The 15,241-nt window shown below is 62.0% G+C and carries 14 protein-coding genes; 4 read left to right on the top strand and 10 right to left on the bottom strand.

Going from position 1 to position 15,241, the window contains the following annotated elements; translation table 11 throughout:
- Positions 1 to 2: 2 nt before the first annotated feature.
- The 5 genes from CFU_RS12465 to CFU_RS24890 form a co-directional block, all read right to left on the bottom strand.
- Positions 3 to 473 carry a spore coat protein U domain-containing protein gene (locus CFU_RS12465; protein ID WP_041741913.1) on the bottom strand — a complete coding sequence of 157 codons (471 nt, stop codon included), beginning with the start codon at positions 471 to 473 and terminating at the stop codon, positions 3 to 5.
- Positions 470 to 2,716, bottom strand: coding sequence for a fimbria/pilus outer membrane usher protein (locus CFU_RS12460; RefSeq protein WP_190275151.1), 2,247 nt, complete (start codon positions 2,714 to 2,716; stop codon positions 470 to 472). Before CFU_RS12460 ends, CFU_RS12465 begins: the two co-directional genes overlap by 4 nt.
- A 46-nt stretch (positions 2,717 to 2,762) precedes the next feature.
- Positions 2,763 to 3,458, bottom strand: a complete 696-nt coding sequence (locus tag CFU_RS12455) for a fimbrial biogenesis chaperone (RefSeq protein WP_190275150.1) — start codon at positions 3,456 to 3,458, stop codon at positions 2,763 to 2,765.
- A 56-nt stretch (positions 3,459 to 3,514) separates the two neighbouring features.
- Entirely contained in the window at positions 3,515 to 4,006 is a 492-nt protein-coding gene (locus CFU_RS23870; protein WP_041741908.1) for a spore coat protein U domain-containing protein, read from the bottom strand.
- A 255-nt stretch (positions 4,007 to 4,261) separates the two neighbouring features.
- The gene (locus CFU_RS24890) at positions 4,262 to 4,438 is read right to left on the bottom strand and encodes a hypothetical protein (RefSeq protein ID WP_238531304.1); all 177 of its coding nucleotides are present in this window, start codon (positions 4,436 to 4,438) and stop codon (positions 4,262 to 4,264) included.
- Positions 4,439 to 4,469: 31 nt separating this feature from the next.
- Here CFU_RS24890 and CFU_RS12445 point away from each other — a divergent pair, with 31 nt between their 5' ends.
- Both CFU_RS12445 and CFU_RS23325 read left to right on the top strand, forming a co-directional pair.
- Positions 4,470 to 6,527 (top strand): S46 family peptidase, encoded by a 2,058-nt coding sequence (locus tag CFU_RS12445; RefSeq protein ID WP_041741906.1) that lies wholly within the window; start codon positions 4,470 to 4,472, stop codon positions 6,525 to 6,527.
- A 147-nt stretch (positions 6,528 to 6,674) separates the two neighbouring features.
- Positions 6,675 to 7,064, top strand: a complete 390-nt coding sequence (locus CFU_RS23325; protein WP_190275148.1) for an NnrU family protein — start codon at positions 6,675 to 6,677, stop codon at positions 7,062 to 7,064.
- Between the two features lie 15 nt (positions 7,065 to 7,079).
- Here the strand turns inward: CFU_RS23325 and CFU_RS12435 are convergent, their stop codons facing one another.
- The 4 genes from CFU_RS12435 to CFU_RS12420 form a co-directional block, all read right to left on the bottom strand.
- Positions 7,080 to 8,585 carry a bifunctional ADP-dependent NAD(P)H-hydrate dehydratase/NAD(P)H-hydrate epimerase gene (locus CFU_RS12435; RefSeq protein ID WP_041741904.1) on the bottom strand — a complete coding sequence of 502 codons (1,506 nt, stop codon included), beginning with the start codon at positions 8,583 to 8,585 and terminating at the stop codon, positions 7,080 to 7,082.
- Positions 8,586 to 8,662: 77 nt separating this feature from the next.
- Positions 8,663 to 9,940, bottom strand: a complete 1,278-nt coding sequence (locus CFU_RS12430) for a D-amino acid dehydrogenase (RefSeq protein WP_014006390.1) — start codon at positions 9,938 to 9,940, stop codon at positions 8,663 to 8,665.
- A gap of 177 nt (positions 9,941 to 10,117) precedes the next feature.
- Positions 10,118 to 11,320 (bottom strand): DUF2252 domain-containing protein, encoded by a 1,203-nt coding sequence (locus CFU_RS12425; protein ID WP_014006389.1) that lies wholly within the window; start codon positions 11,318 to 11,320, stop codon positions 10,118 to 10,120.
- A 108-nt stretch (positions 11,321 to 11,428) separates the two neighbouring features.
- Positions 11,429 to 12,031, bottom strand: coding sequence for a short chain dehydrogenase (locus tag CFU_RS12420; RefSeq protein WP_014006388.1), 603 nt, complete (start codon positions 12,029 to 12,031; stop codon positions 11,429 to 11,431).
- A 122-nt stretch (positions 12,032 to 12,153) separates the two neighbouring features.
- Here CFU_RS12420 and CFU_RS12415 point away from each other — a divergent pair, with 122 nt between their 5' ends.
- Positions 12,154 to 13,065 (top strand): LysR family transcriptional regulator, encoded by a 912-nt coding sequence (locus tag CFU_RS12415; RefSeq protein WP_014006387.1) that lies wholly within the window; start codon positions 12,154 to 12,156, stop codon positions 13,063 to 13,065.
- Here CFU_RS12415 and CFU_RS12410 read toward each other — a convergent pair.
- Complete coding sequence (locus CFU_RS12410) at positions 13,049 to 13,960, bottom strand: LysR family transcriptional regulator (protein ID WP_041741902.1); 912 nt, start codon at positions 13,958 to 13,960, stop codon at positions 13,049 to 13,051. The two genes, CFU_RS12415 and CFU_RS12410, sit on opposite strands and share 17 nt — an antisense overlap.
- A gap of 124 nt (positions 13,961 to 14,084) precedes the next feature.
- Here CFU_RS12410 and CFU_RS12405 point away from each other — a divergent pair, with 124 nt between their 5' ends.
- Positions 14,085 to 15,122, top strand: coding sequence for a zinc-binding alcohol dehydrogenase family protein (locus CFU_RS12405; protein WP_014006385.1), 1,038 nt, complete (start codon positions 14,085 to 14,087; stop codon positions 15,120 to 15,122).
- Positions 15,123 to 15,241: the final 119 nt, after the last annotated feature.

Genomic DNA, 15,241 nt, shown 5'->3' with positions numbered 1-15,241 from the left:
ATTCAGTAAGTGACAGTGACCGTCACTGTATCGGTGTAGGTTCCGGCTGGCTTGTTCTGGCTCCCCGGCACCCGTCCATAGGACGTGTAATGGCGGGTGGTCGGCGCTACCAGGATCACGTAGCTGTCGCTTACCGTCTGGGTGCTCGCGGTGCCGTCGCCCCAGACTATCGAACGCGCTGCGTCGGTGAACATATTGTAGTTGAGGAAATTGGCGCCGGAGGTCAGCTTGCGGTTGGCATAGGTGCCGGCGCCGGTACTGACCGAAATGGTATAGCTGCCGAGTCCGAGCACCAGTGCGGAACAGGTGACGGCAATGTCGCCGGTACTGTCCGAGTTGGTGCTGCCAGGCGATGCATAGGCGGGAAACACAATGCCGGTGGTGGCAACCGTGCAGGTGGCAAGCAACGCATGCGCGCTTAGCGGCAGCGCCAGGACACCGGCAGCCGCCAGCCATTTCAGAGCAGGTTTCATTTCATCTCCTGAGCGCAAACATAGGGTCCCAGCACCGGCATGACGGCGGCCTGCGGCGGTGTCTCGATCTGAAAGCGGCAGCGTATGCCGGAACCGCCGTCGCGCACCACGACTTCGGCCGGATAGTCGATCTCGGGTATGAAAACCTGGCCGCGCAAAGCCACTTCCTGCGCCGTGGTATCGCGGTTGACATACACTCGGGTGCCGGTGGCCAGCGATTTGTTGTCCTCGTCGACCAGGACCAGTGTCGCGCTGCGGTTCTGCTGCGCGCTGAATTTCAGCAGGCTGCCGGTGCGGTAGCCGGGGGTCACCGATTTGTGCGCCAGGTCCAGCGTCATCGACAATGGCAGCCCGGCGTCGTCCAGCGCGACCGTGTTCGATTCGTAGGGAACCAGGCGCGGCACGAAGCCGACGCCGTATTTATCGGTCTGGCCGACCTTGATATTGTTGGCGTAGATATCGATAGGCTGTTCCACCGGCACCTCCACCATGGCGAAACTCTGGTCCAGCCAGCGCGTGGCGCGCACATGGCCGCCGAGCAGGGCGATGCCGCCGCGCGCTTCCAGCTGCAGGTTGTTTTGACCATCCACGCGATTGGCGTTGAGCATGTATTCGCCGGTGGTGCCGATGTAATTGGCGCCTATGTCTTCGCCGCCGTTGTCGAACAAGGCCTTGCGCGCACGGTAGCCCCAGCCGCCTTCCTGCGGCGCGGTCTGCTGGTATTCGGTGCTGAAGTATTTGCTGCCTTGCTGGCCGCTGGCCACCACCTGCAGGAAACTCTGATGTTCCAGCGGCATGACCCACACCAGGTTGGCCGACAGCTGGCGGTCCTGCGTCAGCGATTTCAGCAGGCCGATGCTGATGCTGCCGTTCTGGCGCAGGTTGAAATTGAGGCCGGCATTGATGGCGCGCACATTGTCCTGGCCGCGGTTGACCTGGCTCAGGTAGCCGATCGCCGCATTGGTGCGTTCGCCCAGCGAGACATTGGCCTGCGCCTGGATCTGCTGGGCCGGCGCCGGGATATCGTCGGGCAGGCCCAGCTGCCAGAAGCGCGGGCCGGCAGTCTGCGCGCGCAGGGTCAAGGCATATATGCTTCCCTGGCGGTCGAACTGCAGGTATTGCTGGGTATCGTTGCCGCGTTCCGAATTGCTGGCAGCCACGCCGCCGCTCAGCAAGCCGATATCGCCGACGGCGACGGCGCCGCCGACCGCCAGCGACTCGCGGCCGCGCATGATTTCGCCATGGCCTTCGACGGTGCTGCTGTTGCTGACGCCGTAGCGCACGGTGGCGGAGCTGAACACCCGGCCGTAGTCGCTGTCCTTGCTGCCGAAATTGTCGCGCAGCGCGCCGACTTCGTAAGAGACATCCTTGCTGCCTTGGCGCAGCAGCTGGGCGCTGGTGATGTAGCCCTGGGTATAGACCTGCTGGCGTCCGAGCACATCGTGCACCACCATCTGCACATTGCCCTGGCCGGCATACACTGGCAGGTTGTTGATGGTGAACGGGCCGGTGTCGACCGGCTGCTTGAGGCGCAGGATGTTATCCACGTAGATGTCGACCACGGAAGGCGCCGCCGCGGTGCCGCTGAATGCCGGCAGCGGGATGGCCTGGTAGCCGGGAATGGTAGAGAATTTGGTGCGCCACTGGAGACCTCCGAAATATACCTGGCGCGACAGGGCGCTGCCGCCGCTAATGCTGTCGCCGACCACCAGGGTCGCCTGCTGCAGCGGGAAATCCCGCGTGTACTGGCTGTCGAGCCGGAACAGCGAACGCTGGCCGGTCAGGTCCTGGCCGACGAAGCGGCTGGTGTAGATGCCGCCGCCGCTGAATACGCCCAGTTCCGCCAGGCCGGAGAGATTGGTCTGGTTTTGGCCCTGGCCTTGGCCCTTGGCGTAATTGACGTCGTAATTCAGGAATGCGCCGGTTTCCGCGGCCTGCAGCAGCAGAGGCTGGTGCTCGCCAAGGTTGAATGCCGAATCGGTGAAAGCGCCTGGCGCCGCATGGATGTTCAATGTCTGTGTGCTGGCCTCGATCTCGGCACGCACGCCAGGCAGCGCCGCCAGCGGATAATAGCTTTGCTGGTGGCTGCTGATGGCGGCGACATCCGGCAAGCGCAAGCGCGCCTCGTTCAACAACTGCACCGGCACGATAATGCCGTCGGCTGCGGTGCGCACAATCAGCGTTGCATCCGTCAATTTCCTGTCGTTGACGGTCACCGCCAATATGATTTCCTGTTCTGTCACTGACTTGTCAGCTGCTGCCAGAGCCGGGATGTGACACGCGATCAGGCTAGCGGCTAGATACTTGGTCAGCCTCCAGCATGAGATGTTCTTCAATCTCGCCCTTGTCTGTCTGAATTTGCAGCCGGACCGCGCCGGCACGGATCTTCCCATTCGCCAGCGACCATTGCTTGTGCTGTCCAGGCAAGACATAGGCAGGCGTGCTGATCTGCAGGCCGTCTCCGCTGTCGCCGTTGTTCAGCGCATTGTTCAGCTGGATATGGATGATCTTGGCATGGACGTTGCCGTCGTTGGCTGCCACCAGCACCAGGCCGCCGCTTTCCCGTTTCAGCTGCCAGGAAATCTTTTCCTGTTTTGTCTTGGGCGCGATGAAAACCGGGATGCTGATTCGCAGCAGAGTCTTCAAGCCTGGCGCCTGCGGCCCGCTGGGTGGTACTTCGTCGATCAGCAGGCGGTAGCTTTTTTCGGTCGCGGAAGTCATCGGATGGCGCACGCCGAAGCGCAGGAACTGGATCTGTCCCGGCTCGATCGAGAAGATTGGGGGATTCAGCAGCAGGGCATCTGTATCCGCCAGCACTTCCTGGCGGCCGTCGGTGCTCCAGTCGACCGCGCCGACCTGTATGCGCACCGGTTCGTCGCCGGTGTTCCTGATCTGCAGCACGCCGGAAGCGCGTTCCGCACTCAGGTCGAAACCTATCGGATTGACGTTAAACGAGGCTGCGTTTATATCTTGTGCAAAAAACATGCACAAGACAAAAGCAACAGCGGGCCATCGCTTCAGCTTGAGCATCATCGGCCGCCTTAAAAAGTGACGGTGGCGACTACGGTATCTATATAAGTCGCCGCTTTGACGGACTGGCCGGACGGCACCCGCGCATAAATGGTGATCGGCGTGGCGCTGCCGGTGGCGGTCACGGCGACGGGCGCAGTGGCGACCGTATTGCCCCAGGTAACGGTACGGCCGGAGTCGGAGAACAGACCGTAGTTAAGGAAGGCCGGAGTGCCGCCGCCGCTGGTCAGGCGCCGCAACGGCACGGCGTCGGTCGAGCCGGTATTGGCGTTGGCGCCCTGTCCCAGCGTAATCACCGGCGAAGCACCGATGGTGCAGGTGGTGGTGACGCTGGCGGTGATGTCCTGGTTGGTGGTGGCGTTGGTGACGATAGGATCGTAGGTCGTCGTGAAGCCGAGGGTGGAAATGCTGCAGTTATTGGAAATGGTGACCGTGTTGGTCATGGTGGCGGTTGCGGTGGCCGCTACGGCGCCGCCACAGCCAGTTGCTGATGCGATAAGCAAGATGCCGTTCCGAACAAACCTTTTCATGGCAAATCTCCCGATTGACATTTTTGTATTGTGGAAACCCAAGCGACCGCTTGGACATTTGTTAATGCTCGGCATCCTCTCTCTTATATTTTCCTTGGGGAAATATTTTCTTTTGTTCATATTGGCGTCATAGGGAAGGCACGTCAAGTCATTTTGTTTTTTTGTAAAAAAGTGAGGTTTTTGTGCGTTTTGAGATTGCTGTCAACAAATGTACTTTCGGGCAGGATTTTATTGTTGTGTTTTAAATGCAATAAAAATAGAGAGGTTGCATCCGTAGCCCGCCTCCAAGCAGAAAACATCACCATGCAATTCATTAAATTCACCGATTTCGGCTGCTGCCGCGCTTGCAATAGTGCGGCGCGGGCCGATGATGACGCGTCGCATTTCAATGTGGTAATGTTTCACTCCTAAAAATTTATTATTGATAGGGACGACGATGCGAATTCATTGGCTTTTTGCAGCACTGCTGGTGCCTGGCATGGCGCTGGCGGCAGAAGGAATGTGGACTTTGGACAATTTGCCGAAGGCGAAGATGCAGGCCGAATACGGGTTTACCCCGAGCGAAGGCTGGATCAAGCGCACCATGCTGGGCTCGGCGCGGATTGCCGGCGGCTGCTCGGCATCGTTTGTTTCAAAAGACGGACTGGTGATGACCAATCACCATTGCGCTTCCGAGTGCCTGGACCAGATGTCGACAGCAAAAAAGAACCTGATCAAGGATGGCTTTCTGGCCAAAGGCCGTGAGCAGGAACTGATCTGCCCGGAAATCGAATTGAACCGCCTGGAACAGATCACCGACGTCACTACCGAAGTCAAGAATGCAACCGCGGGCCTGGACGGCGCGGCATTCAAGAATGCGCAGAACGCTGTCAAGGCCAAGCTGACCTCAGCCTGTGTCGGCAACGACAAGGAAACCGTGCGCTGCGACGTGGTCGACCTGTATCACGGCGGCTTGTATCAAGTCTACAAATACCACCGCTTCCAGGACACGCGCCTGGTGTGGGCGCCGGAAAAAGCTGCAGCTTTCTTTGGCGGCGATCCGGACAATTTCAATTTCCCGCGCTACGACCTCGACATCACCTTGCTGCGCGCCTATGAAGGCGGCAAGCCGGCCAAGATCGAAAACTATTTCCCGTTCAGCAAAAGCGGCGCGCAAGAAGGCGAGATGGTATTCGTGACCGGCCAGCCGGGTTCGACGCAACGCCAGCTGACGGTGTCGCAGCTGACTACCTTGCGCGACCTGACGCTGGTCAACAACCTGATCCGGCTGGCGGAAATGCGCGGCGTGCTGGAACAGTACAGCAAGAATAGTCCGGAAGCGGCGCGTAACGCCGAGCATGCCTTGTTCGGCGTGGAGAATGCCTACAAGGCGTTTCGCGGACGCCTGAGCGCCTTGCAGGATCCTGCGCTGATGAAGCAGAAGCAGGATGAGGAAACTGCCTTGCGCCAGTTCGTGGCCAAGCAGCCGGCGCTGCAAGCCAAGGTCGGCGGCGCCTGGGACGCCATAGCGGCGGCGCAGCAGGCGTATCGCCAGATCGAAGCGCCTTACGGCCTGATCGAAGGCGGCCGCGGTTTCTCCAGCAAGTATTCCAGCTATGCGCGGGCCCTGGTGCGCGGCGCGGAAGAACGCGCCAAGCCGAGCGGCGAACGCTTGCCGGAATATGCCGACGCCAAGCTGCCGGAGCTGGAACAAGAGTTGTTTTCCACCGCACCGGTATACCCGGAATACGAAAAGGTGATGCTGTCGCTTTCGCTCACCAAGCTGCGCGAGATGCTCGGCACCGACGACCCGTTCGTCAAGCAGGTGCTCGGCAAGCAGTCGCCTGAACAGCTCAGCGACGCCTTGATCGACCACACCAAGCTGGGCGATCCGGCGGTGCGCAAGGCGCTGTGGCAGGGCGGCAAGGAAGCGATCCTGAAATCCGACGATCCGTTCATCAAGCAGGAACTGGCGCTCGATCCGGCTGCGCGCGCCATCCGCGCACGCTACGAAAAAGAAGTGGATTCCGTGCAGCAGAAGAATTCCGAGCTGATCGCACAGGCCCGTTTTGCCGAGCAAGGCACCAGCGCTTACCCGGATGCGACCTTCACTTTGCGTCTGTCATATGGTGAAGTCAAGGGCTGGCAGGAAGGCGATAAAAAGATCCCGCCGTTCACCACGATCGGCGGCGCCTTCGAGCGTGACACTGGCGCCGATCCGTTCGCCTTGCCGGCTTCCTGGCATGCCGCCAAGAGCAAGCTGAACCTGGCGCAACGCTACAACCTTGCCACCACCAACGACATCATCGGCGGCAATTCGGGCAGTCCGATGATCAATCGCAACGGTGAAATCGTCGGCCTGATTTTCGATGGCAACATCCACTCGCTGGGCGGCGCATTCTGGTTCGATCCGCGCGACAACCGCTCGATCGCCGTGCATAGCGGCGCCATCCTGGAAACCCTGGGCAAGGTCTATGGCGGCGCTGACCTGGTCAAGGAAATCCAGGCGCATTGAAGCCCGGCGGACCTGGTAAAACTGCGCCGGAGTCCGTGAATTGGTATCTATAATGAATCCCTCGCGGCGGCCACGCCCCGAGGGATTTTTCATTGCATCTGTCTGGCGGCGATGCCCGCCGAGTGATTGTCATGAAGGAGAATGATCTTGGAAATATTGAGCCTGGGGCTGCTGCTCTTTCTCGGCCTCCATCTGATTCCCGTCGTGCCGCCCTTGAAGGTGCAATTGGTCCATGCTTTCGGTGAAAATCGCTACAAGGGATTGTTTGCCTTGCTGTCGGCGCTGGGTCTGGTGATCTGGTCGCTGGTGCATTTGCTGGCGAACGGGCATGCCAAGGCAACGCTGCTGTTTGCCGCTTTCCTGGCTTACGCCGTGATCGATCTGTTTTCCGTGATCCAGCGCAAGAGCTACAAGCCATTTACCCCGGCGCTGAAGTTCGATGTGATTGCCTGTGTCTCGGGCCTGCTGCTGGCTGTGCCGGCGATGACATTCCATCGCCAACTGATGGGTGTGGCGGTTGTGCCTTGGGGCGCGTGATATCGAGTCAAGCCGTCAGCGTTCCTGCAGCAGCTGGTTCAACACCAGCCTGACTTCCGGGATCAGTTCGCTGGCAGTCAGGCCGACCGGGCCGATTCCTTGCGCTACCAGCTGGTCGGCGGCGCGGCCGTGCAGCCATACCGCTGCCAGCGCCGCTTCCCACTGCGGCCAGCCCTGCGCCAGCAAGGCGCCGCAAATGCCCGACAAGACGTCGCCGCTGCCGGCGGTGGCGAGGGCGGGGTTGCCGGTCGAATTGACCACCGCTGCGCCGTCGGCGCGGGCGATGATGCTGCCGGCGCCCTTCAGCACGACTACGGCATTGAAACGGCTGGCCAGGGTGCGGGCGGCGGCGACACGGTCGGCCTGGACCTCGCTGGTGCTGACGCCTAGCAGACGGGCGGCTTCCAGGGGATGCGGCGTCATCAGCACGGCATGCTGGCGTTGCGCCGCTCGCGCTTGCAGTTGCGGCTGACGCGCCAGCAGGTTGAGGGCGTCGGCGTCCAGCACCAGCCAGCTGAGCGCATCCAGCGCGCGCGTCAGCAAGTCCAGTGCGGTATCGGCTAGGCCGAGGCCGGGGCCGACCACCAGCACCGCCGAGGAAAAATCGAGGTCGGCCGCATGGCGGCACATGAGTTCCGGTTGTGCACTGTCGTAGGCCGGCGGGTTTTCCGGGAAGCCGACAAACACCCGTCCGGCGCCGCACTTGGCGGCGGCGCGCGCCGCCAGGATCGGCGCGCCGGCCATTCCGGCGGCGCCTCCTATCACTGCGACGTCGCCGAAACTGCCCTTGTGCGAATTGCGCCGGCGCGGCCGCAGGTATTCGCTGAACAGTGCTGGCTGGCTGAGCCACATGTGCGGTGCGGGGAAATGGCTGTCGGCGATGGCCAGCGTCGCCACTTCGACCTTGCCGGCGTAATCGGGACCGTCGCCGGTATGCAGGCCGGCCTTGTCGGCAATGAAGGTGACGGTATGGCTGGCCTTGACCGCAATGCCGGCAGCGCCTCCCACCACGGCGCCGGTGTCGGCGTCCAGGCCGCTCGGCAGGTCCAGCGCCAGCACCGGGCAGGCCATCGTATTGACGGCTTGCACCAGGCTGCGCCAGTCGCCGTCCAGCGGCCGGCTCAGGCCGATGCCGAACAAGCCGTCTACCACCAGGGACCATTGGCTGCTGTCGATTTCGGCAAACTGCTCGGGCGGCATCAGGTGCACGCCGTGGCGCTGGGCGCGGGCCAGCGCCTGGGCCGCATCGGCCGGCAGTTGCGAGGGGACGGCCTTGAGCAGCACCACCACTTCGGCGCCGGCCTTGGCCAGCCCGGCGCCGGCTTCGAGGGCGTCGCCGCCGTTGTTGCCGGGGCCCGCCAGCACCAGGATGGCGGAGGTGTGGGGCGGGCCAGGGAGGATGCGTAAAGCGGCTTGCGCCGCCGCCTGGCCGGCGCGCTGCATCAGGCTGTAAGGCGGCAGCGCGCGCAAGGCTGCCTGTTCGATGCTGCGGATTTCGGCAACGGGATAGATGGCGCTCATGGTGTGTTGTCCGTTAGCGGGAGCCAGGGTTCCCAGCATATCGCAAAAGGAGGGCCGGCCTCGGTCTGCCGTTGTTGTCAGCGATAGCGGGCGACTGTCAAGCCGTCCAGGTCAATCTCGGGCGCCCGGCCGTCGACCTGGTCGGCCAGCACCTTGGCGGCGCCCAACGCCATGCTCCAGCCGGAACCGCCGTGGCCGATATTGACAAACACGTTGCTGGCGCCGGTGTGGCCGACCAGCGGCACTTCGTCGGCCAGCATCGGCGTGTGGCCGCACCAGAAACTGGCGCTGTTGAAATTGGCGGCGTCGGGAAACCAGTCGTGCGCCACTTTCAGCAGCGTACGCATGGCCTTGTCGTCGAACGTCATGTCCTGGGCGCCGAACTCGGCAATTCCCGCCAGCCGGATGCGGTCGCCGATGCGCGCCATGGTGACCTGGTAACTGCCGTCCAGCATCGCCATCCGCGGCGCAACCTCATAGTTTTTTACGGTGGCGGTGGCGGTATAGGTCTTGATCGCGTGCAGCGGCAGGCGCAGGCCGAGCGGTTTCAGCAGCTGAGCGCTGGCGCCGCCGGTGGCGCATACCACGGCGTCGGCCAGCAGCACGTTGCCGTCTATGTGCAAGGCGACTTGCGCGCCTTGCGGCACGATGGCGGAGACCTTGCTGTCGAAATGAAACTGGACTCCCAGTCCCTGCAGGATGGCTTTCAGCTGTTTGGTGAACAAGGTGCAATTGCCGGAACCGAGGTCCGGGAAATACAACCCGCCGGCCAGCTTGCCGGCGCTGGCCAGGGCCGGTTCCTGCAGGCGCGCGCCAGCTTCGTCGAGCAACTGGTGCGCCACGCCGCATTCGGTCAGCAATTCACGGGTAGGAGCCAGCGCCGCCAGTTCCGCTTCGCTGCGAAACAGGCGCAGCAAGCCGGGGCTCTGCTCAAAGTCGAGCTGGAAATGCTGTTGTATCTGTTCCAGCAGGTCCTGGCTGTAAGAGGCCAGTCTTTGCATCTGGTGGGTATGGGAGCGAAACCGCTGGATTTCGGATTCGGCCATCCAGCGCCGCATCCAGCGCCACAGCGTGGGATCGAAGCGGGCGTTGAGCACGTTCGGCGCTTCCTGGTTGAACATGCCGGCCAGGATCTTGCGGCGCATGCCGGGCACGGCCCACGGCAGCGCCGCGCCGGCCGACAGGATGCCGGAATTGCCGAGCGTCGACTGCTCCGCGACGTTGCTGCGTTGTTCGACTACGGCAACCTGATGCCCGGCTTCGGCCAGAAAATAAGCGCTGCAGACTCCCATCACGCCGCCGCCGATAACCACGATTTGTTTCTGTGTCTGCTGCTGTATCACTATTGTTCTCAAGGGGTTCTGCGCGGCACGACGCGTTGCAGGCGATCAGAATGATACCTTGAATTACTTGATAAGAGGACAGCAGAGCGCACAATTACCTCATCGCCAGCGCTTGTGCAAAGGTGCGCCGAGGCCCGGCATGCGCGCCTCGTGGCGGCTCGAATGTGCACCTGGGCAAGAGCATGCCGGCTACAATTTAAATGCGCCGGCATCATATGCTTTACTGTAGGCCTGCCAATCCTTGCGCACTTGCGCCGCGCAACCGTGGGCAATCTCCAGCAATTGCCTCTTCCATTTCTTGCTTTGCCCGAAAACCATCAGTTCATCGGCAAGCGCCGATCCCTGGCGACCGACGCTGCGCAGCTGGGACCAGGCCACCAGGCTGCCCATGACCGTCATGACTTGCTGGATCTCGGCCAGCGAATGGCGCGGCTGCTTGAGCGAGACCCGGTCTTCGCTTGGCTGCAGCCCGCGCAATACATAATCGATCTTGCCCATCGTGACCGGCTGCAGGAACGCCATGGAAACCGCCTGGCAGCGCCGCTCCACCGTCACCACGCGCTCTGCCTCGCTGTTCCATTTCGGCTGCGCCACTTTCAGGTGCGGCACCAGCGACGACGGCAGCGCCTGCTTCAGGTCAAGCAGGTAGTTGCCGTCCGGCGAACCCTTGCCGTGCACCAGGATGACGTAGCGGTCGACGCCGAGGCTGCCGGTGCCGGCAATGCGGCGCGCTACATCGAGCACCTTGTAGAAATCGGGATTGGGTTGTTCGGCGGCGAAGCGCTTCATGAATGCGGTGACCTTGGCGCGCTGCTTGTCGGTCACCGGCAGTGCTTTCTTGCCATCCACGCGCAGCGTGCGCCGCTTGCCTTTGCGCACCGTGCGGTTATTCAGGAAGCCCACGCGCTGGCGGCCGCGCAAGCCGTTCAGCAAGTCGCCGACCATGCCTTGCGCCAGGTCGCGTTCGATCCAGCGGGCCTTGCCGGCAGCCAGCGCGACGCCGTAGGCGTCGATGAAACTGCGGCACAGCAGCTGGCTGCCGTCGGCGCCGTGCGGCGAGCCGTCGGCGGCAATCAGCACGCTGGTCAGCAAGCGCACCAGCTCCCAACTGACCGGCGCCAGCGCCGATTCGTCGAAATCGTTGAGGTCAAAATACACCAGCCGGTTGTCGCCCTTGTAGCTGCCGAAATTTTCCAGGTGCAGGTCGCCGCAAACCCAGGCCAGCGGCGCCGTCCGCATCAGGCCGGTCTGCGGCAGGCGTTCATAGAACAGGTGGCAGGTCCCGCGCAGGAAGGTAAACGGATCGCTGCGAATGCTGTCGTATTTCAGCTGCAGGCGCTGCGGATCGCGGCCTGCGTTGTATTCCTGGATGCGCCTGACTACATTCACCATGACGTTGCCTCTTGAAGATGTGGATTGGCCGTAATACTGCTACGACCAATCTTAATTCATCGCGATGGCAAAATTCTGATAAAAACTATCCGGCGTTCCAGGAAATTTTTATTGCCAGACCCGGTATACGCGGCCGGTCTGTGCACCTTCGACGCTGCGGCTGTAAGCCTGGGCGACGCGGCTCGCGGGCGCCGCCTCGAAACCATAGAAGAACGGGCCGTAGACCTCCAGCGACTCTTCCAGCACGGTCGGATTGACGACATTGATGCGGATGCCGCGCTTGAGTTCGATCGCGGCGGCGCGCACAAAACCGTCCAGCGCTGCGTTGACGGTGCTGGCGTTGACGCCTTGCAGGATCGGTTCGTCGCTGAGAATGCCGCTGGTGAGCGTGATCGAGCCGCCGTCGTTCAGGTGGTGCTGCGCCACCAGCGCCAGGTTAATCTGGCCCATCAGCTTGTCGCGCAGGCCGATTTCGAATTTTTCCGGCGTCAGTTCCTGCAGCGGGCCGAAATGCAGCTTGCCGGCGGTCGAGACGATCGCATCGATCTTGCCGATTTTTGCGAACAAGGCTTCGACGCTGCGGATGTCGGTGATGTCGACCTGGTACTGGCCGCTGCTGTTGCCGACCTCGATGATTTCATGGCGGCTCGCCAGCTGCTTGACGACTGCCTTGCCGATGGTGCCTGTGGCGCCGATGACTGCTATTTTCATGTTGTGCTCCGTAAAAAACGAGAGAGGTAAGGGAATCAGGCTTACATTATGATTGCTTCTTCATGGTGGATAAATGGCGTACTATTCCTATAACTTGAAACCAATAGTGTTTAATCGAATTTATGGACAGATTGACCAGTATGCAGATTTTCGTCCGTGTGGTCGAAAAGGGCGGTTTTTCCGCGGCAGCGGAAGAAGCCCGGATTTCGCCCACAATGGTGGGCAAGCACGTGCGCCAGCTGGAAGAGCAGCTCGGCGTGCGTTTGCTAAACCGAACTACACGCCGCCAAAGTCTGACCGAGATCGGCCAGTTGTACTTTGAACGCTGCAAGCAGGCCTTGCTGGAAATCGAGGCGGCCGACGCTTCGGTCAAGCAAATGCAGCTGCTGCCGCGCGGCGTATTGCGGGTGACCGCGCCTGCCACCTTCGGCGGCCAGATGCTGAGCGCCGTGGTGCGCGCCTACCTGGAGCGTTATCCGGATGTCGAACTCGACCTGTCCCTGAATGACCGCGTAGTCGACCTGGTGGAGGAGGGTTTCGAGGTGGCGATCCGGATCGGCGCGCTGCCCGATTCGACCCTGGTGGCGCGGCCTTTGCAGCCGTACCGGGCGCTGGTGTGCGCGGCGCCGGAATACCTGGCGCGTTGCGGCACGCCGCAGACTCCGCAGCAATTGCGCGGCCACAATTGCATGAGCTTCGTCCACGGCAACCATTACGACCGCTGGCGTTTTTCCAGGGACGGCGTCGAGCAGGAGATAGAAGTGCACGGCAACTTCCGCGCCAACAACGGCCTGGCCCTGCGCACCGCGGCCCTCAACGGCATCGGCATCATCATGCAGCCGGAAGCCCTGCTGTGCGGGGAAATTGCGGCGGGACGGCTGCGGCGCCTGCTGAGCGGCTATGAACTGGAGCACCGCCCGATGCACATCGTGGTGGCGTCCAACCGCAAGATGACGCCCAAGCTGACATCGTTCATCGAATTCGTGGTCGAGCATTTCGGCCGCGACGCCGGATCGTTCACGGCGCCGGATTAAGGTCCCCCGTTAGCGCGGCGAACTGCGCGCGCAGGAAGGCCAGCAAGGCGCGCAGCGAGGGCGACATGCTGCTGCGGTGCGGATACACCATGCTGAGCGGGGTTTCTTCGCCCACGAACTGTTCCAGGATGATTTCCAGGCGGCCGTCGGCCACGTCCTGCCGCACGTCCAGCCACGATTTATAAGCGATGCCGATGCCGGCGATGGCCCAGGCGCGGGCGATGGCGGCGTCGTCGGTCATGCGGTCGCCGCGCACCTTGACGTCGAGCGCGGTCTTGCCGGAGTAAAAGCGCCAGTTGTTGAACAAGCCGTGCTGCAGGTAATACAGCAGGCAGTTATGACTTGCCAGGTCTTTCGGCGCGGCCGGCCTGCCGTGCCGGGCCAGGTAAGAGGGCGCCGCTACCGCCACGCGGCGGCTGGGCGCCAGTATCTGCGACACCAGGGTCGAGTCGTCCAGCGGACCGTAGCGGAAAGCCACATCGACCGGATCGCGGAACAGGTCCACCACGCGGTCGGAAAACTGCAGCGACAGGGTGACCTGCGGATGGTTTTCCTGGAAAGCGTCGAGCCAGGGCAGCAGCACGTTGCGGCCGACATCGGACGGCATCGACAACCGCAGATGGCCGCTCACGGGACCGCCGGCGGTGAGCAGGGCCTGGCCTTCCTGCAGCAGGGCCAGCGCCTGCCGGCTGTATTCCAGGAACAAGGTTCCCTCCGGCGTCAGCCGCATGCTGCGGGTCGAGCGCACGAACAGCCTGGTGTTGAGCTGCTGCTCCAGCCGCTTCAGGCTGGCGCTGGCGGTGGCCGGCAGCAGGTCGAGCTGGCGCGCTGCATTCGACAGGCTGCCGAGATCGGCGGTGTGGATGAAAAGCTGGAGGTCAGTGGTTGAGTACATTATCAAATTCTGATTGAAAGTGAATCAAATATAAGGCTATTTATAAAATATTTCAACATTATCATAATGACTGGCACCAGACCAGATTCATCGTGAATCTATCGTTATCTCCAGGAGTTAGCACATGAAAGCCATCGCCTTAACCCGATACCTGCCTATCGAGAACCCCGAATCGCTGCTCGACGTCCAGCTCGACAAGCCGGCGCCGCAGGGCCGCGACCTGCTGGTCGAGATCAAGGCCATCGGCGTCAACCCGGTCGACGTCAAGGTGCGGGCGCCCAAGGACACCATCGAAAAGACGCCGCGCGTGCTGGGCTGGGACGCCGCCGGCGTGGTGCAGGCGGTCGGGCCTGAGGTCAGCCGTTTCAAGGTCGGCGACCGCGTGTTTTATGCTGGCGACATCACCCGTCCCGGCAGCAACAGCGAATTCCAGCTGGTCGATGAACGCATCGTCGGCAACATGCCGCAATCGCTGTCTTTCGAACAGGCGGCGGCCTTGCCGCTGACCACGATCACGGCCTGGGAAGCCCTGTTCGAGCGCCTGCGCATATCACCCACCTTCGCGCCAACCCCGCCCGCAACGACGGCATCGGCCAAATCCATCCTGATCATCGGCGGCGCCGGCGGCGTCGGCTCGATTGCGATCCAGCTGGCGGTCAAGGTCGCCGGCCTGACGGTGATCGCCACGGCATCGCGTCCGGAGTCGGAAAAATGGGTGCGCGAACTGGGCGCGCAGCACGTGATCAATCATTTCGGCGACTTGCCGGCGCAGCTCAAGCAGCAAGGCTTCGACAACGTCGACTATGTGCTGATCCTGAACGATACCGACCGCCATTTCCCGGCCGCCGCGGCAGCAGTAGCGCCGCAAGGCATGATCTGCACCATCGTCGAGAACAGTGGGCCGCTCGATGTCAGCCTGCTGAAAGCCAAGAGCGCCGGTTTCATCTGGGAATTCATGTTTACCCGTTCGATGTTCCAGACCGCCGACATGCAGCAACAGGGCAACCTGCTGGACCAGGTGGCGCGCCTGATCGACAAACAGGTGGTTGTCACCACGGTCAACCAGGTGTTGTCGCCGATTAATGCCGCCAACCTGCGCCAGGCCCACGCCACGCTGGAAGGCGGGCGCGCGATCGGCAAGATTGTCCTCAAGGACTTTTAAGCCTTAATCAACTCTTTGGTTGCCTTAATTGCAACGATGGGCCGGGAGCGCTTGCGCTTTTCCGGCCCATTGCGCTTTTTACGCGCTGCGGCAAGGTGATTTTGTCATCAGTTCAGGGG

The organism is Collimonas fungivorans Ter331, assembly GCF_000221045.1.
GTDB lineage: Bacteria > Pseudomonadota > Gammaproteobacteria > Burkholderiales > Burkholderiaceae_D > Collimonas > Collimonas fungivorans_A.
Note: the sequence above shows the minus strand (reverse complement) of the source record. Positions and strands in the feature narration are given on the sequence as shown.

Coding starts and splice junctions, on each gene's coding strand:
- CFU_RS12465 (WP_041741913.1), bottom strand. CDS start 473: ATGAAACCTGCTCTGAAATGGCTGGCGGCTGCCGGTGTCCTGGCGCTG.
- CFU_RS12455 (WP_190275150.1), bottom strand. CDS start 3,458: ATGTTTTTTGCACAAGATATAAACGCAGCCTCGTTTAACGTCAATCCG.
- CFU_RS12445 (WP_041741906.1), top strand. CDS start 4,470: ATGCGAATTCATTGGCTTTTTGCAGCACTGCTGGTGCCTGGCATGGCG.
- CFU_RS12435 (WP_041741904.1), bottom strand. CDS start 8,585: ATGAGCGCCATCTATCCCGTTGCCGAAATCCGCAGCATCGAACAGGCA.
- CFU_RS12425 (WP_014006389.1), bottom strand. CDS start 11,320: ATGGTGAATGTAGTCAGGCGCATCCAGGAATACAACGCAGGCCGCGAT.
- CFU_RS12420 (WP_014006388.1), bottom strand. CDS start 12,031: ATGAAAATAGCAGTCATCGGCGCCACAGGCACCATCGGCAAGGCAGTC.
- CFU_RS12415 (WP_014006387.1), top strand. CDS start 12,154: ATGGACAGATTGACCAGTATGCAGATTTTCGTCCGTGTGGTCGAAAAG.
- CFU_RS12410 (WP_041741902.1), bottom strand. CDS start 13,960: ATGTACTCAACCACTGACCTCCAGCTTTTCATCCACACCGCCGATCTC.
- CFU_RS12405 (WP_014006385.1), top strand. CDS start 14,085: ATGAAAGCCATCGCCTTAACCCGATACCTGCCTATCGAGAACCCCGAA.